The 18,652-nt window shown below is 73.1% G+C and carries 17 protein-coding genes; 7 read left to right on the plus strand and 10 right to left on the minus strand.

Features of this window, described 5'->3' with window-relative positions; genetic code table 11:
• Positions 1-21: 21 nt before the first annotated feature.
• From ACFY04_RS09705 to ACFY04_RS09720, 4 genes are all read right to left on the minus strand, one after another.
• A complete protein-coding gene (locus tag ACFY04_RS09705; RefSeq protein WP_389115348.1) occupies positions 22-981 on the minus strand; it encodes a hypothetical protein in 960 nt (319 codons plus the stop codon).
• Positions 972-2,234 (minus strand): NACHT domain-containing protein, encoded by a 1,263-nt coding sequence (locus ACFY04_RS09710; RefSeq protein WP_389115349.1) that lies wholly within the window; start codon positions 2,232-2,234, stop codon positions 972-974. Before ACFY04_RS09710 ends, ACFY04_RS09705 begins: the two co-directional genes overlap by 10 nt.
• Positions 2,231-2,638, minus strand: a complete 408-nt coding sequence (locus ACFY04_RS09715; protein ID WP_389115350.1) for a hypothetical protein — start codon at positions 2,636-2,638, stop codon at positions 2,231-2,233. The genes ACFY04_RS09710 and ACFY04_RS09715 overlap by 4 nt, the downstream gene beginning before the upstream one ends.
• An 83-nt stretch (positions 2,639-2,721) precedes the next feature.
• A complete protein-coding gene (locus ACFY04_RS09720) occupies positions 2,722-3,162 on the minus strand; it encodes a hypothetical protein (protein WP_389115351.1) in 441 nt (146 codons plus the stop codon).
• A 639-nt stretch (positions 3,163-3,801) separates the two neighbouring features.
• Between ACFY04_RS09720 and ACFY04_RS09725 the strand changes: the two genes are divergently transcribed.
• The 6 genes from ACFY04_RS09725 to ACFY04_RS09750 all read left to right on the plus strand — a co-directional run bounded on the left by ACFY04_RS09725 (position 3,802) and on the right by ACFY04_RS09750 (position 9,890).
• Positions 3,802-5,193 carry an MFS transporter gene (locus ACFY04_RS09725; protein WP_389115464.1) on the plus strand — a complete coding sequence of 464 codons (1,392 nt, stop codon included), beginning with the start codon at positions 3,802-3,804 and terminating at the stop codon, positions 5,191-5,193.
• 109 nt (positions 5,194-5,302) lie between these two features.
• Complete coding sequence (locus tag ACFY04_RS09730) at positions 5,303-7,291, plus strand: helix-turn-helix domain-containing protein (RefSeq protein WP_389115352.1); 1,989 nt, start codon at positions 5,303-5,305, stop codon at positions 7,289-7,291.
• Positions 7,292-7,328: 37 nt separating this feature from the next.
• Positions 7,329-8,072, plus strand: a complete 744-nt coding sequence (locus tag ACFY04_RS09735; protein ID WP_389115353.1) for an SOS response-associated peptidase — start codon at positions 7,329-7,331, stop codon at positions 8,070-8,072.
• A gap of 197 nt (positions 8,073-8,269) precedes the next feature.
• Positions 8,270-8,698, plus strand: coding sequence for a hypothetical protein (locus tag ACFY04_RS09740; RefSeq protein ID WP_389115355.1), 429 nt, complete (start codon positions 8,270-8,272; stop codon positions 8,696-8,698).
• Positions 8,699-8,721: 23 nt separating this feature from the next.
• Positions 8,722-8,925: a helix-turn-helix transcriptional regulator gene (locus ACFY04_RS09745; protein ID WP_314246239.1), complete on the plus strand. Its 204-nt coding sequence runs from the start codon at positions 8,722-8,724 to the stop codon at positions 8,923-8,925.
• Positions 8,922-9,890 carry an NAD(P)-dependent alcohol dehydrogenase gene (locus ACFY04_RS09750; RefSeq protein ID WP_389115356.1) on the plus strand — a complete coding sequence of 323 codons (969 nt, stop codon included), beginning with the start codon at positions 8,922-8,924 and terminating at the stop codon, positions 9,888-9,890. The genes ACFY04_RS09745 and ACFY04_RS09750 overlap by 4 nt, the downstream gene beginning before the upstream one ends.
• Here the strand turns inward: ACFY04_RS09750 and ACFY04_RS09755 are convergent.
• The gene (locus ACFY04_RS09755) at positions 9,885-10,772 is read right to left on the minus strand and encodes an endonuclease/exonuclease/phosphatase family protein (RefSeq protein ID WP_389115465.1); all 888 of its coding nucleotides are present in this window, start codon (positions 10,770-10,772) and stop codon (positions 9,885-9,887) included. The genes ACFY04_RS09750 and ACFY04_RS09755 overlap by 6 nt on opposite strands.
• Positions 10,773-11,041: 269 nt before the next feature.
• Between ACFY04_RS09755 and ACFY04_RS09760 the strand changes: the two genes are divergently transcribed.
• A complete protein-coding gene (locus ACFY04_RS09760) occupies positions 11,042-11,926 on the plus strand; it encodes a RimK family alpha-L-glutamate ligase (protein WP_389115357.1) in 885 nt (294 codons plus the stop codon).
• 109 nt (positions 11,927-12,035) lie between these two features.
• On the opposite strand, the gene ACFY04_RS09765 is transcribed toward ACFY04_RS09760, so the two are convergent.
• The 5 genes from ACFY04_RS09765 to ACFY04_RS09785 form a co-directional block, all read right to left on the minus strand.
• The gene (locus ACFY04_RS09765) at positions 12,036-12,671 is read right to left on the minus strand and encodes a hypothetical protein (RefSeq protein WP_389115358.1); all 636 of its coding nucleotides are present in this window, start codon (positions 12,669-12,671) and stop codon (positions 12,036-12,038) included.
• Positions 12,672-12,787: 116 nt separating this feature from the next.
• A complete protein-coding gene (locus tag ACFY04_RS09770) occupies positions 12,788-14,863 on the minus strand; it encodes an RICIN domain-containing protein (protein WP_389115359.1) in 2,076 nt (691 codons plus the stop codon).
• Between the two features lie 562 nt (positions 14,864-15,425).
• On the minus strand, positions 15,426-16,631 hold the full coding sequence (locus ACFY04_RS09775) for an NAD(P)/FAD-dependent oxidoreductase (protein ID WP_389115360.1): 1,206 nt from the start codon (positions 16,629-16,631) through the stop codon (positions 15,426-15,428).
• A gap of 411 nt (positions 16,632-17,042) precedes the next feature.
• On the minus strand, positions 17,043-17,750 hold the full coding sequence (locus ACFY04_RS09780; protein ID WP_389115362.1) for a DsbA family protein: 708 nt from the start codon (positions 17,748-17,750) through the stop codon (positions 17,043-17,045).
• Positions 17,751-17,838: 88 nt separating this feature from the next.
• Positions 17,839-18,636, minus strand: coding sequence for a polysaccharide deacetylase family protein (locus tag ACFY04_RS09785; protein WP_389115364.1), 798 nt, complete (start codon positions 18,634-18,636; stop codon positions 17,839-17,841).
• Positions 18,637-18,652: the final 16 nt, after the last annotated feature.

Raw genomic sequence — 18,652 nt, forward strand, 5'->3', positions numbered from 1 at the left:
GCGCCCGCGACGGGGGGCCACTCACCGTCGGGAGGGCTTCTCCCCGCGGGGCAGCCGCACCGCCGGTCGGGCGAAGTGCTGTTGGAGGCGGGTGTGGCGGAACTGGTAGACCGCGCCGGCCTTGCGCAGCACGCCCCGCCGGTGTGCGTCATCGAGGAACGCCATCGCCGTACGGGGCAGCCGCCCGGTCAACGGCAGCCAGAGGCGCGCGAATACCGTCCACTGGCCCCAGGCGGTCAGGCTCAGTGCGGTGCCGAGCCCGGCTCCGAAGGCGGTGAGGAGCCCGAACCGGAGCCCGTCCGGGATGGTCCAGCCGAGCCGGATGCCCCACAGGTAGCCGTCGAGCAGCTCGACGGCAGGCCAGCCCGCGACCGCGACCGCGGCCCCGAACAGGGGGGCGAACAGCAGCCATTGCAGGAGCACGGCCTTGCGGTTGCGGGTCAGCAGCTCACCGGGGGCGGGGGCCTTTTCGATGGGTTCGAGCGCCTCGCACCAGGCCATCGCGGCGGCGACGGGCCCGCCCGCGACGGCGAACATGCCGCCGTAGATGACGGCGTCCACCAGCCCGACCCTGAGGGCGTACGGGTCGTCCGACAGAAGCTTGCGGACGATCCCCTGCAGCAGGCCGATCCCGAGCCCGGCCGCCAGCCCTCCGGCGATCCCCAGCCCAGCCCGGGCGAGGATCTCCGTGCCGGACCTGGCCCCCGGCCGCCGCGCGCCGCGGCCGAGGCGGATGCGAACGCGAAAGGGTTCGAGGGCCCCGCCCTTGAACGCGAAGCCGATCCCGTGGGCGAGGGCGAAGGCCAGGGCCGCGGGGACGGCGTTGATCAGGATGTCGGCCGCGGCGACGAGGATCCCGTGCACGAGTCGGGGCCACAGACCGGGTTCGGGCCCCGGGTAGGCGAGAGCTGCCTGGACCCCGTCCACGAGGCCGACGAGGAGGCCGACGCCCACCGCGCAGACGAGCCCGGTCACGGCCATGCGCGGCCCGAGGCGCACGGCGGTGCCCAGTTCCCACCAGGCGAGATCGGGCGTGCCGCGCCGTTCCAGGTGCCGCGCGAGGAAGCCCAGCCAGTGCGAGACCCGCTGCTGGTCTGCCCGCCGGCCCTCCCAGGGCGCCTCCCGTGACGTCCTGCGGCCGGGCTGCGGAGGCGGCAGCGGACGTGCGTGGTAGACGGACGGGACCAGCGAGTCCAGCAGGTGGCGCTCGACGGCTGCGGTGGTGGGGAAGCGCGCCGGTCGGCGAGCTCCTCGGGGAGCTCCTCGGGGAGCTCGCCCGGGCGGGGATGCGCGTAGGCGGTGCGGCACAGCCACAGCATGAGCGGGACCTTCAGCACCTCGGCCGCGGGGCAGGACGGGTCATTGCGCAGCGCGTCCGCGAGCGGGTGCCAGCGCTCCTGCTGCTGCGGCGTGGCAGATCTGAGGAGGTACTGCGCGGCCTGCGCGGCGGTCAGCGGGTCGGCCTCGACCACGGCGGCCTCCCGCAGCACGGACGCGGAGTGGACCGCCATCCGGTAGTCCTCGGTCCGGCACGTCAGGATCAGCGCGATGCCCGCCGCCAGAGCGGTGTTGAGCGCCCGCAGGGCGTTCGGCCGCTCGGCGGCCGGCAGCTCGTCCAATCCGTCGAGCACGGGCAGGACGCGGTTGCGGGCGAGGAGCTCACGAACCGTCCCGCGCTCCAGATAGGGGTACTCCCGCAGGAGCTGGCGCTCCAGCCACCCGGTCAGGTGCTCCTCGGCCGGCCGCCAGGAGGCGAGTGGCAGCAGCACCGGGACCGGGTCGCCCACGTCCATCCGCTGCAACAGTTTGATCACCAGCAGGACAGCGAAGCTGCTCTTGCCGCTGCCCGGCCCGCCCAGAACCACCAGCCTGCGCCGTTGCGGGTGCGAGAACGCGTCGGCGAAGGACGCCAGGTCCGCGGTACTCGCCTCGCCTGGGCGCCCGGTCCGCTCGGCGTGGTCGGCAAGCTCCGCGTCGCTCGTGGCGCGCCAGCGTACCGGGATCGGGTCCGGCTCCAGCAGACCGCGCAGGGCGGCCTCCTGGCGCCACTGTGCCAGCACCACGTGGCCCAGGCTCTGCGCGCCCAGCTCCACCGGGTCGGGGAGGGCGAGGGTGAAGTAGTTGTTCTGGACGCTGTGGTCGCCGCTCTGCAGGGCGACCGGGCCTTTGAAGACGGTGTCCGGGCCGTGGTCGCGGTGGGGGGTGTGGTCGGGCCCCGGCCCGGTGTCGCTCATGGGGAGGCGAAGCGGTTGTGCTGCCGGGGGTGGTCGCCGATCACGAGTGCGGTGGGTCCGTTGAAGGTGTTCCCGCTCACGGCGGGCCCGCCGTGGTCCGGACCGCCGGTCCGGGTGGCCGCCTCGCCCTTGCCGGCGGCCGGACGCGGGGGCGGGGGCGGGGCCGATCCGGCGTCCTGGCCGTCCGCTTCCGCAGGGCCGGAATGGTTCTCCTCCCCGAGCTGTTCGGGCGCCGGTTGGCGGCCCGGTTGGGGGCCCGGTCGGGAGAGCACCAACTCGTCCAGACGGTCCGTCCCGGTGTCCGGTGACTGATCGACCGCCAGCCCCTCCCGGGCCGCTGCCCGCCGGACCTTGCCCACGGCACATGCGGGGCGGTGGCCGCCCGCCGGTTTCCCACCCGCCATGCTCGCTCTCCTGCACGACCTGCTCGTCAGTGTGCCGACCCCTACCGACAGGGCATCACCACCGGCTCCGGGGCCGAGGCCGGTCACGCCCCGGAGCCGAAGTGGTTGTCCTGCCGGTTCCAGTCGCCGATCTGTACAGCGGTCGGGCCCTGGAAGGTGTTGCCGGACACTGTGGTGCCGCCCGCCGGACCGGGTCCGGGCTGCCCGGCAGCCAGGCGTCGCAGCTCGGCCGCGACCTCCTCACGTTCCCCGGCGTCCAGGCTCTCCAGAAGGACCTCGAAGCGGCCCTGCCAGGTGATCTCCTGACCCTCCCGAACGTGCTCCGCTTCCGTCGGCCCGGCCGCCGTCAGCAGTTCGGCGGTCCGTTCGAGCCGTTCGAGCTCCGCCCGTTCCCGGCGACTGTCCGCGCGCCCGAGCAGCCGGGCCACCCGCTGCCGCAGCCCGCCCCACGCGTCGGTACCCGCTGCCTGCACCACCGCCGTGGCACCCGCCGCCGCCACCGCGGACAGCGCCTCTTCCAGCATGCCCGCCCCCTCGCCCGTACCTGTGGTCCTCCGGTCGTCCGACGACCGTACCAAGGCATGCACCGTCAGACAGGGTCTCCGGGAAACCAGCCGAGCACCGCGCGACGGCCACGCCGGCTGGACGCCCCTGCGGTGCCCCCGATGTGCGGAAGGTCGCCGGAGACGGCCTGATGGGCCATGAGGAAGGAGCCTCTGCCGATGAGGCACCCGTTGCGACAGCGCGCTGTTGCCGCGTCCCGCACCGCCGATCCGTGCAGCGGGTCGAGACTCCGTTTGACCTGCGGGTGGAAGGGGTTGAGGGCCTGGCTGCGCCAGGCACCGCCCCGTACCGGGCACGGCACTTGCGAGACCAGCGTTCACGCGGACGGTGCGGCGCGGTTACGCCCGTCCGGCCTCCTGGTGGTTGCCGCCGGTTGCCGGAGTGCCCCGCGCCTCCGAAACGGGCGCAACTCTGCAATTCCGGCAGGGCGCGTCACCGCCGCGCCGTGGGCTGCGGAAGGCGTCTCCGCCGACGGTGTGGTGATAGGGAACACGGAACGGCGCATGATTGTGATGGCTCACCACATACACCGCCGACTTGGGGACTTCTACGTTGTGGCGACACCGATCGTCCCCGCAGACCCCCTGGAAGTGGTGTTCATGGCCTCCTCCGAGACCGCTCCCCCGACCGCCGGATCCATCAGGAGAATCGTCGCCGCCAGCCTCATCGGGACCACCATCGAGTGGTACGACTTCTTCCTCTACGGCTCGGCCGCCGCACTCGTCTTCAACGAACTGTTCTTTCCCGGCAGCGAGCCCCTGGTAGGTACCCTCCTCGCCTTTCTGACCTATGCGATCGGCTTCGCGGCCCGCCCGCTGGGTGGGCTGGTCTTCGGCCACTACGGGGACAAGATCGGCCGCAAGCAGCTTCTCGTCCTCAGCCTGCTCCTCATGGGCGGGGCCACCTTCGCCATGGGCCTGCTCCCCACCCACGCGAGCATCGGCGTCGGCGCCCCGATCCTCCTCACCCTCCTGCGCCTGATCCAGGGGTTCGCGCTCGGCGGCGAGTGGGGCGGGGCGGTGCTGCTCGTCTCCGAGCACGGGGACGACAAGAGCCGCGGCTTCTGGGCCTCCTGGCCGCAGGCCGGTGCGCCCGGAGGCAATCTGCTGGCCACCGGGGTACTCGCCGTCCTGGCCGCCGTACAGTCCGACGCGGCCTTCCTCGCCTGGGGCTGGCGGATCCCGTTCCTGCTCTCCGGGGTGCTGGTGATGATCGGCCTGTGGATCCGGATGTCCGTCTCGGAGTCCCCGGTCTTCCTGGAGGCGCGGGCCAGGGCCGCCGAGCGGGCCGCCGCCGGGGCCAAGGCCAAGCCGCCCGTGGCCGAGGTGTTCCGTACGAACTGGCGCGGGGTCCTGACCGCGGTCGGTACCCGCCTCGGCGAAAACATCTCGTACTACGTCATCACCGCCTTCCTCCTCGTCTACGTCACCAGCCACCTCGGGCTGCCCAAGAGCGACGGACTGAACGCCGTACTCATCGGCTCCGCCGTCCACTTCGCGGCCATCCCGGCCTGGGGCGCGCTGTCCGACCGCATCGGGCGCCGCGCCGTCACCCTCATCGGCTCGGTGGGCATGACCGGCTGGGCGTTCGCGTTCTTCGCACTGCTGGACTCCAAGTCCTTCCCGGTGATCGCCGCGGCCGTGACCGTCGGGCTGCTCCTGCACGGCGCGATGTACGGACCGCAGGCGGCCTTCATCTCCGAGATGTTCGACACCGAGGTCCGCTACTCCGGCGCCTCGATGGGGTCCCAGCTGGCCTCCATCATCGGCGGCGCGCTCGCACCGATCATCGCCGTGGCCCTGCTGCGCGACTACGACTCGTCCCTGCCCATCTCCGTCTATCTCGCCACGGCGGCGGCGGTCACCACGCTGACCGTCCTGGTGGCCAAGGAGACCCGCGGGCGTAGCCTGGCCCGGGAACTCACCCCGGTACGCGCACCGGTCCCGGCCGCCCGTCGGGCCGGGCACGACACGGTGCCGGCCGACAACTGACCGTCCGGGCCGTCCGGGCCTTACGGGCCTCGCGGGCCTTCCGAGCGCGGGCGGCACCGGCTCGAACGGTGCCGCCCCCGTCCGCGCCGAGCATCACGGAGAGCACCCGATGCCCACCACCCAAGGAGCGCTGCTGCGGCTGCGCAACCTCCTGGACCTGCTGGATCAGGGCGCACCCGCCGAGGCGTTCCAGGACGGTGCCCTCTCGGATGCGGAAGCCGGCGCGGAGGCGGCCGGGGACGCGGCGGTGATCGCGGACGCGACCCGCGTCGCGCTCCGCATCCGCCGCACCCTCAGCCAGCACCGTCGCCGGGAGGCCGAACTCGCCGCCCTCTTCGACACCGCCGGCGACCTCGCCCGGCTCAGGGAACCGGACGCCGTGCTGAAGGCGATCGTCCACCGGGCCAAGCTGCTCCTCGGCACGGACGTGACGTACCTGTCCCTCAACGACGAGGAGGCGGGCGACACGTACATGCGGGTGACGGACGGCTCGGTCTCCGCCGCCTTCCAGCGCGTGCGCCTCGGGATGGGGGAGGGGCTGGGCGGACTGGTCGCGGAGACCTCCCGCCCGTACTCCACCGGCGACTACCGCGACGACCGGCGCTTCAGGCACACCACGACGATCGACAGCGCCGTCGCCGAGGAGGGCCTGCGGGCCATCCTCGGCGTACCGCTGCGCCTGGGCACCCGGGTGATCGGCGTCCTCTACGCGGCCGACCGCACCGCCCGTACCTTCACACCCGACGAGGTCGCCCTGCTGTCCTCCCTGGCCGACCACGCCGCCATCGCCATCGACGGCGCCCGCCTGCTGGACGAGACGCGCACCGCACTGGTCGACCTCAACGCGGCCTCGCGGACCATCGAGGCGCACAGCGAGGCCATGCGCCGGGCCGAGGAGGCCCACGACCGGCTCACCGACCTGGTGCTGCGCGGCGGCGACGTCACCGACGTGGCCACCGCCATCGGCACCGTCCTGCAGGGCGGCACCCTCGTCCACGACGCCGAGGGGGCCGAGCTCGCCCGGGCGGGTACCGACCCGCGGCCCCCGTCCGCCCAGGCCGTCGCCGCCTCACGGGCCGGCGGACGCGCCGTCTTCGTCCACGGAACCTGGGTGTGCGCGGTCCTCGCCGGGCAGGAACTGCTCGGCAGCATCGCCCTGACCGGCCGCGCCGACCTCGACGCCGCCGACCGCCGCCTCTTCGAGCGCGCCAGCCTGGTCACCGCCCTGCTGCTGCTCCTGCGCCGCTCGGTCGCCGAGACCGAGGACCGGATACGGGGCGAACTGCTGGGCGACCTGCTCACCCGGGCCGCCGACCCGGCCGGACTGTCGGCGCGGGCCCGCCGGCTCGGCATGAACCTGGGCCACCCGCACGCGGTGTTCGTCCTGCACACCGGGGCCGCGCCCCGGCCCCGGCTGCTGGCGGCCGCCGCCCGCATCGCCCAGGCCCGCAAGGGACTCGCCGGACTGCACCACGAGGATGTCGTCCTGGTCTGCCCCGCCGAGACCCCCGCTTCCGGCCCCGCTTCCGGCCCCGAACCCGGCCCCGAACCCGGCCCCGAAGCCGGTCACGCCTCCGCCCCCGGCCCCGCCGCCGCGCGCCTCGCGGACGCGCTGCGCCAGGTCCTCGCCGGTCCCGTCACCGTCGGATCCGCCGGTCCGGTCACCGGTCCCGCGGAGTTCGCCGGCGCCTACGCCGAGGCCCGCCGCTGCCGGACCGCGCTGTGCGCCCTGGGCCGCGAAGGCACCGGCGCCGCCCTCCACGACCTGGGCTTCCTCGGCGTACTGCTCGGCGACCAGACGGATCTGGGCGGCTACGTACGGCAGACCCTGGGCCCCGTGCTCGCGTACGACGCGAAGCGCGGCACCGACCTCACCCACACGCTGCGGGCCTACTTCGACACGGGCGCGAGCCAGTCCCGGGCCGCCGAGGCCCTCCACGTGCACGTCAACACCGTCGTACAGCGCCTGGACCGCATAGGCAGCCTGCTCGGCCGTGACTGGCAGCGCCCGGAGCGGGCGCTGGAGCTCCAACTCGCGCTGCGCATCCATCAGGTGAACCGCCACGACGGCCCCGGCCCGGACGGCTTCGCGGCGTAGCCTGCGCGGACCCGGTTCAGCTGGCAGGGTGGACGGTATGTGCGGCCGTTACGCTTCCACCCGCAGTCCCGAGGACCTGTCCGGCCTCTTCCAGGCCACGCCCCCGGATCCGGGGCACGTGCTGGAGCCGAGCTGGAACGTCGCCCCCACCGATGCCGTGTGGGCGGTGCTGGAGCGCGCCGACCGGGAGAGCGGGGTACTGGAGCGGCAACTGCGCCCCCTGCGGTGGGGGCTGGTGCCCTCGTGGTCGAAGAGCCTGTCCGGCGGCGCGAAGATGATCAACGCTCGGGTGGAGACGGTGCACGAGAAGCCGGCCTACCGGCGCGCCTTCGCCAAGCGCCGGTGCCTGTTGCCCGCCGACGGGTTCTACGAGTGGCAGCCCGTGCCCGCCTCCGGGTCCGTGAAGGCCTACAAGCAGCCGTACTTCATCCGTCCCGAGGACGGCGACGTGATGGCGATGGCCGGGCTGTACGAGTTCTGGCGCGACCCCGCCGTCGCCGCCGACGACGATCCGGCGGCGTGGTGGGCGACCTGCACGATCATCACCACCGAGGCCACCGACGCCGCCGGCCGGGTCCACCCACGGATGCCGCTCGCGCTCGCCCCGGCGGACTACGAGGCGTGGCTCGATCCGTCCCACCAGGACCCGGACGCACTGCGCGCCCTGCTCGCCGCTCCCGCGGGCGGCCGGCTCGACGTCCGCGCCGTGTCGACCGCGGTCAACAGCGTGCGCAACAACGGGCCCGAGCTCCTCGAAGCGCCCCCCGCCGCGGGTCGCTGAGGAGCAGTTCCCGCCCCGGGCCGCTGAGAGGCAGCTCCCGCCCGGTCGCCGAGAGGCATCCCCTGGAACCGGTTCCAGCCGTAGGGCCTTGGCCCGCGGCGCGCGGTCCGCCACCCGGTGAGGTAAAGAAATATTGACACCGTGTCCTGATTCCTTGACACTACCGATGTCGGGTTTTCTTTACATGGGGAGTGGTAGTGGCAGTCGAGGAGAAACGCGCGTGGATCATGATCGTGGTGACGGTGGTGTCGTACGGGGCGTATCTGGCCGTCATTCTCGGGCGGTCCGGGAGCGGGCCCCTGGCCCAGCAGCCCTACGTGGCCGCGCTGCTGTGGACGGTCGGCGCGGCGATCGTCGCCTCGATCGCGCTCCACATCACGGTGGCGCTGCTCTCGCGCGAGGAGGGCAAGGTCAAGGACCAGCGCGACCGGGAGATCCACCAGTTCGGTGACCACATCGGCCAGTCGTTCGTCGCGATCGGCGCCGTGAGCGGGATGATCCTGGCGATGGCCGAGGCGGACCAGTTCTGGATCGCCAACGCGATCTACCTGGGATTCGTCCTGTCGGCCCTGCTCGCGTCGACCGCGAAGATCGCCTCCTACCGGCTGGGGTTCCACCCGTGGTGAGGCCCACCCGGGTCACCAACAGCATCCGGGCCCTGCGCTTCGCCAACGGCGAGATGACCCAGGCCGAGCTCGCCCGCCGGATCGGCGTGACCCGTCAGACCGTCATCGCCATCGAGCAGGGCCGCTACTCGCCTTCCCTCGAGAAGGCGTTCGAGATCGCACGCGTGTTCGCAGTACCGCTCGACACCGTGTTCCAGTACACCTCCACCGAGGGAGACGAAGCATGAAGGCCGTCGTCCAGGACGTCTACGGACCGCCCGAGGTCCTGCGCATCGAAGAGATGGACCGGCCGGTCCCGGGCCAGGGCGAGGTCCTCGTACGGGTGCACGCCGCCGGCCTCGACCAGGGCGTCTGGCACCTCATGGCGGGCCTGCCCTACGCGGTCCGCGCCGTGTCGGGCCTGCGGAGACCCAAGACGCGCGTCCGCGGCCTGGACGTCGCGGGGGTGGTCGAAGCCGTCGGCCCGGACGTCACCCGCTTCCGGCCGGGCGACGAGGTGTACGGCAACTGCTCAGGGTCGTTCGCCGAGTACGCCCGCGCCAAGGAGAGCACCCTGGCACCGAAGCCGGCCTCCCTCAGCTTCGAACAGGCCGCCGCCGTGCCCGTCTCCGCGTGCACCGCCCTGGGCGCCGTACGGGACAGCGCCAAGGTCGAGGCCGGCCAGAGCGTTCTCGTCCTCGGCGCCTCGGGCGGCGTGGGCAGCTTCGCCGTACAGGTGGCCAAGGCCTACGGCGCCCACGTCACCGGAGTGTGCAGCACCACCAAGACCGACCTGGTCCGCTCCCTCGGCGCCGACGAGGTCCTCGACTACACGCAGCAGGACCCCGTCGACGGCGGCCGCCGCTACGACGTCATCCTGGACATCGCGGGCAACCGGCCCATCGCCCGGCTGCGCCGCGCCCTCACGCCCCGCGGGACCCTCGTCATCGTCGGCGGGGAAGGCGGCGGCAAGTGGATCGGCGGCAACCAGCGGCAGCTGGGCGCGATGCTGCTCTCGCCCTTCGTCGGCCACCGGCTGCGCGCGCACGGCACCCTGGTGCGCCGCCGCGACCTCGAAGCCCTCACGGAGCTCATCGAGGCCGGCTCGGTGACCCCCGCCGTCGGCCGGACCTACCCGCTGGCCGAGGTACCCGACGCCATTCGCCACCTGCGGGACGGCCGGGTGCGCGGCAAGGTCGTCATCCGGCTATGAGGCGTCCAGCCTGATGCGGGCGGCGACCGGCAGATGATCGCTGCCGGTGGCGGGCAGCGTCCGGACTTCGGCAGCGGTCGCTCCGCGGGTCAGGATCTGGTCGATCCGGGCGACCGGGAGGGCCGCGGGCCAGCTGAGGGCGAGCCCCCGCCGCGGCGCGCTCAACCGGGAGGTCAGCGGGGCGAGCCCGCGGTCGTCCACCGTGCTGTTGAGGTCACCCAGCAGGATCACCCGCTCCAGCTTCTCGGCGGCGACGGCCGCGCCCAGCAGCCGCGCGCTCTCGTCCCGCGGGCCGGAGCCGAAACCGCTCGCCCGGAAGCGGACCGAGGGCAGGTGCGCCACGTACACCGCGATCTCACCCCGGGGCGTGCGCACACCGCAGCGCAGGCCACGGTTCCAGCCCTCCCCGATGCCCGCGGGCCTGATGTCCACCCGGCGGACGTCGGTGAACGGGTGCCTCGACCAGAGTCCGACCGTGCCCTCGACCGCGTGGTACGGGTACGCGGCCGCCAGCGCCGCCTCGTAGGCCGGCAGCGCGGAGGGCGTCAGCTCCTCCAGGGCCATGAGATCCGGAGCGGACCCGATCAGGGCGCGCGCCGTGCCGGCGGGGTCCGGATTCTCGTCGCTCACATTGTGCTGGAGGGCCGTGATGTCGTGCGGTCCGCCGTCCGCCGGCAGCAGCAGCCCGCCGAAGAGGCCCGCCCACGCGGCCGCGGGCAGCAGCACGGCCGCCAGCGCCGTGAGCGAGCGGCGCACCAGCGCAGCGACGAGCAGGACCGGGACCGCGAGGCCCAGCCAGGGCAGGAAGGCCTCCAGCGCGCTGCCCAGTCGGCCCACCGCGTTGGGGACCGCGGAGTGGAACACCGGCAGCGCGGCGCTCAGTACGGCGAGCGCCGCGAGAACACGCCCGCGCGTCCAGGGCGTACGGCCCCGGGCATCGGTGCCCCAGCGCCACCGGGCGGTGCGCCGCGCGCCGCTCCGCGCCACGTCCACCACCACCGGAGCCCCACCTGTCTGCCTCGGACCGTCTTCCACCCCGGGTACGACGCAGGACCGGGCGGCCGGGTTCCCGCCACGGCGTGTGTGGAAGAGTGATCGTCCGGGGTTGCGGCCGCACCGGGCGGTCCGAGGCGTGAGGACGGGAGACGCGTATGGGTACGGCGAGGATCGCGGTCGTGACGAGCCAGGGCGGCGCCGGCCAGGACGCGGATCTCCCGCTGATCCTGGCGGCGTTGCGCGCCGCGGGCCTGTCCGCGCAGGCGGTGGCCTGGGACGCGGGCACACCGGGATGGGACGGCTACGACCTCGCGGTCATCCGGTCGACCTGGGACTACGCGGACCGCCTGGCGGAGTTCCTGGCCTGGGCCGACGCGACGGCCAGGGTCACCCGGCTGTGGAATCCGGCGCCGCTGGTGCGCTGGAACAGCGACAAGCGCTATCTGCTGGAGCTCGCCGAGCGCGGAGTCCCGGTCGTGCCGACCAGGGTCCTCGAACCGGGCGGACCCTGCGCGGCGGCGGACTTCGACGGGCCGCACGGGGTGGTGGTCAAGCCGGCCGTCTCCTCGGGGGCACGGGACACCGCGCGCTACGAGCCCGGCCGCCGGGGGGACGCCGAGCGCCACGCGCGGATGCTGCTGGAACAGGGCCGTACCGCGATCGTCCAGCCGTATCTGCCGCTGGTGGAGGAGGGGGAGCGGGCGCTGATCTTCTTCGGCGGCACCTTCAGCCACGCGATCCGCAAGGAGGCCCTGCTGACGGAGGCGGGGCTGATCGACAACTTCAGGGTGCCGCACCCCGGCGCCGCCCCCTACCGGCCGTCGGAGGCGGAGCTCCGTACCGCACGGGCGGCGCTGGCCGCGGTTCCCGCCCCGGGCGACCTGCTGTTCGCCCGGGTGGACCTGGCGTTGAACGGGGCCAGGGAACCCGTGGTCATGGAGCTGGAACTCATCGAGCCGAACCTGTTCCTGAGCATCAACGCGCAGGGGCTGGAGCGCTTCGCCGAGGCGGTCGCCGCCGCGGTGGCCACAGGCCGGTAGACACGGCGCAGGGGGCGCCCTGCCGATCGGGACGGGCCCGATCGACAAGACACCCCCTGGCGCTCCGGCCCCCCGTGACCGGGGCTTCGCGAACCAGCCCAGACCTGGGCTAGTTGAGACGGTCGAGCCGCACGCGCCGGCGGCGGCGGAGCAGGAGACCCACGGCCGCGCCCGCCACGGCGGTCACCGCCACACCCGCCGTCGTCCACCAGACGGCGTATCCCTCGGTCCCGGCGGCCGGTTCCGAGGCCTGCGCTGTGGAGGCGGCCGGGGCCGAGGCGGCCGAGGCCGCCGAGGACACCGGCGCGGCGGACGACGGGGCGGGAGCCGCCGCGGAGGCGACCGGGGTCGGAGCGCCCGGAGCCGGGTCCACCACGGGTACGCCCACTTCGAGTTCGCCGTGCCCCAGGGCCGGGAACCCCACGTCGACGCTGACCTTCCACGAACCCGGCGGCAGCGCCTCGGCCGTGGTCCAGCCCGCCGGCGCCGCGGCGGGATCGCGCACCAGGCGCCAGGGCCCCATGGTGCGGGAGCCGTCGACGCTGACCGCGTTCACGGTCGCGGCGACGGTCTCGTCCACGGCGTCCCCGTCGTTCTCCCAGGTGACATCGGCGGTGACACGACCCTCCCGTTGGCCGGTCACCACCACCTTCACGGTGTCACCGTGGGCGTGGGCCGCGGCGGGGAGCAGGAACATGAGGCCGAGTGCGGCCAGGGCGGCCGAGAAAACGATTCGTATGCGCATCGTCGGGGTGCTCCGGTCAAGATGAGGGGTGCCGGCGGACGGCCGCGCGGTGCGGCCGTCCGCCGGGGTGGGTTCACGCCGTCAGGGCGTCAGTGTGTGCTGCGCCATGACGGTGATCAGCCGGACTTCTGCAGGGTCCAGGCCTGCGTCGCGCGGCCGTCCGCACGCTGGAGGTCGAGCAGCCAGTACCCGTAGTAGGGGCGGTTGCTGACGGTGAGGGCGAAGCCGCCGCTCGCGTCCGTCACGGTCACCGCGCCACCACGCGACGTCAGCTTCCAGGCCTGCGCCTTGTTGCCGCCCGCGCAGGGCTGCTGCGCGACCCACATGCCCGCGGCGGGGGTGCCGCCCGGCTGGAGGCACTTGCCGGAGGCCGCGGACTTGATGCGCACCTGGCCGTTGCCCGCGTCGTCGAAGTACCACTGCTGCTGGGCGTACCCGTTGGTGCGGCCGCCCACGAGGACGGTGCCGTCGGCGGTGCGGCCGCCCCACAGCTCCGCGGCCATGCCGCTGCTTCCGTTGCCGAGCACGTACTTGGTGCCCGGAGTGGTGGTGCCGCCGCCCGCTCCCGTCGTACGGAAGGACGCGGCCTTGCCGGGTCCGCTGTCACGGCCCGAGCTGTCGCGGACCGAGACGGTGACCTTGTAGGCGGTGTCGGGCTGCAGGTTGTAGATGCGGAGCACCTGGGACTGGACCCACGTCAGGTGCTTGCCGTTGAGCTGCACCGCGTACCAGGAGGCTCCGTCGACCTTGGGCCAGCTCACGACGACAGAGTCGGACTGGATCTGGCCCGCCGTCACGGCCGGTCCGCCGGAGGGCTTCTTGGTCGGCGTCGGCGAGGGCTTCTTGGTGGGCGTCGGGGAGGGGTTCGGACCCGGGTCCGTGCCGCCACCGCCGCCCTTGCTCTTCATCAGGAACTGGTTGTCCGCGATGTTCCAGTGCGTGGCCAGGTAGCTTCCGGCCTTGGGACTGGTGTGGAAGTAGTCGTCGTGGTTGCAGTCCAGGATGTTCTCGGACGCCTGGTTGGTGCAGATGTTGCGCATCTGCGGGTAGTACGGGGTGTCCGAGTAGCACATGACGTCGTACTCGTCGGTGCAGTGCGCGCCACGGCTGGTGTTCGGGGCGCTGTTGTTGACCGCGCCCAGGTTGTGGCCGAGTTCGTGCGCGGCGGTGTGACCGCCCCAGCAGCCGGAGTCGGTACGCCCGTAGGAGGGACCGAAGTTGCTCTGGTTGGCCTGGCCGGGCCGCTCGTCGCCCGCGAAGGTGCCGATGCCGCAGTAGACCTGGGTGTCGGCGAAGATCATGTACTTGCGGTCGCGACGGTCGAGGCCCTTGCCGGCGAGCGCGTTGTTGGTCGCGCTGAACTCGGCGAGAGCCGAGGCCGGGAGCTCGATGTTGAGCACGGTGGGGGTGCAGTCGGCGGCCGTCACATAGCGGATGTGACGTACTCCGCCGGTCTCCTTGGCACTCGCCGAGTAGATGAGGTCGGCGTCGGCCGCCCACTTGCGGAACGAGGCGACGTACTCGGAGTAGCGGTCCTTGCCCGGTGCGTGGACGTAGACGACCTGCACGCGGTTGCCGGTGCTGCCGTCGCCCTCGCACTGGACGGTCTGGCCGGCGGGGCCGGCGGCGACGTTCTGGCCGCCGGCCGCGGCACCGGCCGCGGGTTCGGGTGCGGAGGCCTTGGTGGCCGTCGACGCATCGGCCGCGGGCGCGTCCTGAGGACGCCCGCCGCCTTCCTTGCTTGCCGGGTCATCGGCCGCGGGGCGGGCCGGATCGGCCGCCGGAGCCGTCTCCTTGACGGCGGGCTCGATGTCCTTCGTGATGTCGACGCCCTTGGGCGGGGCGTCGGGGCCGTGGGTGCACAGCCCGGTGTCGGTGCGGTAGACACCCACGCACCGGTCGCCCTTGGGCGCGGCCTGGAGGCCGTCATAGATCATGCCGCGCGCGGTCTCGTTGGCGGGCGCGGCCGCGATCGGATCCGGCTCCTGGTCACGGGCCGGTGCGGCGGCCGGTGCTTCGGCGGCGGCCTCCACCACGGGAGCCGCCGCCTGGGCGCCGTCGCCGATTCCGGAGTACGCGATGCCTGCGGCTATCAGCCCCGCCGCTGCCGTGGCGGCGGTGACGAGTATCAACCGCCGGGGTTTGCGGCGGTGGTCGGCGGCGGCGGCAGGCCGTCTGCGACGTCCTGTCATGGGCACCTCAAATCATTGTCGGAAGACTGGGTGCGCGGAAGCCTGCCAGACGAATGCGGAGGAGAATTCGGACAAACGGGGGCGCGCACCGAGAAATCATTCCGTTACCTGTCGGCCTGATTTGACGAACACTCAACTCGCAATGAAATCAAGTGAGTTACGCGCGTCGCGTCCCAATGGTCCAGTCCTTTCCGGACGGGTTGTTATCAAATCGAGATATGAACCGGAGGCTTGTTGACGGGAATTCAGTCAGGAATTCACCTAATTACTACCTGCTGAATTCCCTCGGTCACGACCCGTGAGGTGCGGTGGTCGCGGAGCGCACCGGAGCGCGCCGGAGCACCACGGAAGGCGGTTCGGGGCCCGGGAGTTAGTCCGCGAGTGCTCGTCACCCACCGCGACCCGGGTACTTCGGCGCAGCGGATGACGCCGGGCCGCCGGGCCCACCGCAGGGTGAGGGGCGTCTCGATGCGACGCGGGCCGGCTTCTGCGGGCTGACACGCTTTCGGCGAGCTCGGCGTCGGCCGCGGAGCCGAGCATCTCGTAGGCGACGGTGAAGAGGTCAGACCGGCCGATCGGCGGTGGCCGCCGTCTCACCGCGCTCGGCCCGCAGCCGCCGCCCGCGCTGGTCCCCTCCCGAGACGCGGTGCAAGCCGTAGGAACCGGGCTTGCCCGCCTCGTCGGCCAGGTGCTTGACGGTGCCCTTGCAGACAAGCTCCTTGAGCTTCGCGCCGGGCCGGCCGGCGATGTGGAACCACAGAGCCACGTCGTTCTTGTGGGCGAACTGGAAGATGCCGGCGCGTCGGCCCAGGCTGATGCACTGTCCGGCGAACACCTGGTTGAGGGTCGAGGGCCGCTCGCCGTCGATCCGGCTGAGCACCGTGTCGGCGGCCCGCGCGCCCAGCGGCATCGCGGCCTGGCAGCTCATCCGCAGCGGCAGGTCCGACGGCGCCGCCGAGTCGCCCGCCGCGACGACGCGTACGTCGTCCACGCTCGTCAGCGTCTCGTCCGTGAGCAGGCGGCCCAGGGCGTCCGTGCTCAGCCCGCTGCGCACGGCCAGGTCCGGTACGCCGAAGCCGGCGGTCCAGATGGTCACCTCGCTCGGCACCTCGCGGCCGTCACCGAGCTCCACCGCATCGCGGGTCACCGCCGTCACCCTCGTCCCGGGGCCGTCGAGCACGGTCACCCCGAGCCTGGCCAGCCGTCCGGCGACCGAGCGGCGGCCCCGGCCGTGCAGGTACGGGCCGAGCACCCCACCGCAGACCAGGGTCACGCGGCGGCCCTGCTCCGCGAGTTCGGCGGCGGTCTCGATGCCCGTCGGCCCCGCCCCGACGACCGTCACCGCCGCCGTGGGGGCGGCGGCGTCGAGGACCGGCCGCAGCCGTTGCGTCTCCTCCAGGGTGGTGATCGGGTAGGCGAACTCGGCGGCCCCCGGCACGCGCGGGTCGGCGCTGCCGCTGCCCACCGCGTAGACCAGGTAGTCGTAGCCGAGCGCGGCGCCGGTCCCCAACGCCACGCTGCGCTCCGCGGCGTTGATCCGCGTCGCGGTGTCCACGACCAGCCGGATGCCCTCGGCCAGGACCTCGCGGTACTCGACGACGGCGTCGTCGGTCCCGGCCGCCAGCTGGTGCAGGCGGATCCGCTCGACGAACGTCGCGCGCGGGTTGATCAGGGTCACCGTCACGCCGTCCCGCTGCGTCAGGCGGTTGGCCGCCATGACACCTGCGTATCCGCCGCCGATGACGACCACTTCGGTGTGCTGAGTCATGGTGTTTCTCCTTCTTCTTGACGGGTTCGACATCAAGACACCGCGCCCTACCGGGTTGTGACAGGGTGTGAGGCGGCTCACTCCGGGGGGCCTGGTCCGGCCCTGCTGCAGAATGGGCGGCTGAGGCCAGGACCTGCGGAGATGGGCCCGGTCGGGCCCGGCTCCGGCTCCGGGGTCGGGATCCGGAGCGGGCGCCGCGCCCTGGACACGGCGGCGGGCCCGCCTCGCGAGCTGCCGGGTCGTCGCGGCGGAACGCACGAGTACGGGGGCGATCTCGTCCGAAGGGCACGGCGAACAGGTCGTGCAGGACGAAGGCCGGGCGCTCGGCGGGGGCGAGGGCAACTGGCGTCGCCCGCATATGGGTTGGGGAGCCGGAGCGGCAAGCGGCCTCTTCCGCGGCAGCGGCCTCGCCTACTCCCCGGCCCGGGCCGCCTTCTTGAGGTGCCGGTAGAGGCGGCTGCGATCGGTGTAGAGCTCGTGGCTCTCCGACGGGACGAAGGCCCCGCTGATCGCCATGGCGGGGGTTCCCGGGACGGGTGACCTGCGGAGCACCTCGTCGGAGGCTTCGACGAAGTCCCGGTGCTTCGTCTCCAGCACCGCCGCGTCGAACTCCGGGCCGCGCAGGCCCGGAATCATGATGGCCATTCCCAGCAACCGGTCCCGCGTGAAGCCCCCGGACTTCCGTATCCTGCTCTGTTCGCGGTACAGCAGGTCGTGGTAGTCGGCGAACCTGTTCTGATCCAGGGCGGCGCGCAGGGCGTTCGCCGCGAACTTCGATCCCGGGCCGAGGAAGGACCCCAGCGTGAACTGCAGCTGAAGCGCGCCGTTGCGGGCCGCGCGCTTCAGGTACGGGGCGGTGCCCTCCGTCTCGAACTCGGCGCAGGCCGGGCAGCTCATGTCCTCGTACAGCCGGACGGCGAGGGGAGCGCCGGGGTCTCCGAGCACGATGGTGGTGCCATCGGCGGCCAGTGACTCCGGGGCCGCGGGCAGATCCGCGCTCGCCGAGACGTCGAGCGGGTCGTCGCTCCCGCCGTTCCTGCTGCGGCAGCCGCCGACGGACGCCGAGGCGGTGATGGCCGCCGCCGCGGCCAGGAAGCCGCGTCTGGATCTGACCTGCATGTATGCCCTCTCCCCGTGATCGACAGGGAGACAGTACGTGGTCGGCGGCCCCGGCGCGCACCGGTATTTTCCGTCCGCCGAACGGCCGTCAGCGGACCCCGGCCGCGGCTTCGAGGAACTGGCGCAGGTCGATGACCTCGTAGCCCTGGGCCAGGGCGGCGTCGGCGATCAGAGGAAGGGCTTCGGCGTCGAGGACGACGCCGGAGCCGTTGCTGCCGACGTGCATCTGGATGATCGCCCCGGGAACGAAGGCGTCGACGGCCCGTTTGACGGCCTTGTCCACACTCATGCCGCCCTGCGGGCCGAGGTAGCCGTTCGTGTCGGCGCTGAACTCGATCGCCGCGTAGCCCAGGTCGTTGACGTCGGTGATGGACTCCGGGGTGGTGGAGCTGTAGGGGAAGCGGAAGAACGGCAGGGGCTCGGTCCCGGACGCCGCCCGGATGGCCGCGTCGGCGCCGCGTACCTCGTCCGCCCGCTCGGCGGTGCTGAGGTCGTCGAAGTAGGGGTGGCTGTACGAGTGGTTGCCGAGGCCGTGCCCCGCGTCGGCGATGGAGCGCACCGCCGCGGGGTGGGCCTCGGCGAACGCGCCGGTCGGGAAGAAGGTGGCGGGCAGCTTCCGCCGGCGCAGTTCGGCCAGCACCGCGTCGATCCCGTCGACGTCCCAGGCCGCGTTGAAGCTGAGGGCCACGACCTTGCGGGAGGTGGGCAGCCGGCGGATCTCGTCGCCCAGCAGCGACGCCGGCGGGCGGGGACCGGCGGCGTCGCGGGCGGTGCGCCCCGGCGCGGGCGCGGCCGCGGCCGGGGAGGAGGGTGCGAACCCGATGAGCCCCGCGAACCCCGCGAGCCCCGCGCACAGCAGGCCCGTCAGGGCGGAGCGTCGTTCCACATCCACCACGGTCGGT

It is taken from the genome of Streptomyces sp. NPDC001549, assembly GCF_042894025.1.
GTDB lineage: Bacteria > Actinomycetota > Actinomycetes > Streptomycetales > Streptomycetaceae > Streptomyces > Streptomyces kutzneri.

What these genes read in the sequence shown, in the direction of transcription:
- ACFY04_RS09735 (WP_389115353.1), top strand. Translation starts at nt 7,329, where the DNA reads ATGTGCGGCCGTTACGCTTCCACCCGCAGTCCCGAGGACCTGTCCGGC.
- ACFY04_RS09710 (WP_389115349.1), bottom strand. Translation starts at nt 2,234, where the DNA reads ATGAGCGACACCGGGCCGGGGCCCGACCACACCCCCCACCGCGACCAC.
- ACFY04_RS09715 (WP_389115350.1), bottom strand. Translation starts at nt 2,638, where the DNA reads ATGGCGGGTGGGAAACCGGCGGGCGGCCACCGCCCCGCATGTGCCGTG.
- ACFY04_RS09705 (WP_389115348.1), bottom strand. Translation starts at nt 981, where the DNA reads ATGGCCGTGACCGGGCTCGTCTGCGCGGTGGGCGTCGGCCTCCTCGTC.
- ACFY04_RS09720 (WP_389115351.1), bottom strand. Translation starts at nt 3,162, where the DNA reads ATGCTGGAAGAGGCGCTGTCCGCGGTGGCGGCGGCGGGTGCCACGGCG.
- ACFY04_RS09780 (WP_389115362.1), bottom strand. Translation starts at nt 17,750, where the DNA reads ATGCAGGTCAGATCCAGACGCGGCTTCCTGGCCGCGGCGGCGGCCATC.
- ACFY04_RS09765 (WP_389115358.1), bottom strand. Translation starts at nt 12,671, where the DNA reads ATGCGCATACGAATCGTTTTCTCGGCCGCCCTGGCCGCACTCGGCCTC.
- ACFY04_RS09760 (WP_389115357.1), top strand. Translation starts at nt 11,042, where the DNA reads ATGGGTACGGCGAGGATCGCGGTCGTGACGAGCCAGGGCGGCGCCGGC.
- ACFY04_RS09770 (WP_389115359.1), bottom strand. Translation starts at nt 14,863, where the DNA reads ATGACAGGACGTCGCAGACGGCCTGCCGCCGCCGCCGACCACCGCCGC.
- ACFY04_RS09730 (WP_389115352.1), top strand. Translation starts at nt 5,303, where the DNA reads ATGCCCACCACCCAAGGAGCGCTGCTGCGGCTGCGCAACCTCCTGGAC.
- ACFY04_RS09750 (WP_389115356.1), top strand. Translation starts at nt 8,922, where the DNA reads ATGAAGGCCGTCGTCCAGGACGTCTACGGACCGCCCGAGGTCCTGCGC.
- ACFY04_RS09725 (WP_389115464.1), top strand. Translation starts at nt 3,802, where the DNA reads ATGGCCTCCTCCGAGACCGCTCCCCCGACCGCCGGATCCATCAGGAGA.
- ACFY04_RS09775 (WP_389115360.1), bottom strand. Translation starts at nt 16,631, where the DNA reads ATGACTCAGCACACCGAAGTGGTCGTCATCGGCGGCGGATACGCAGGT.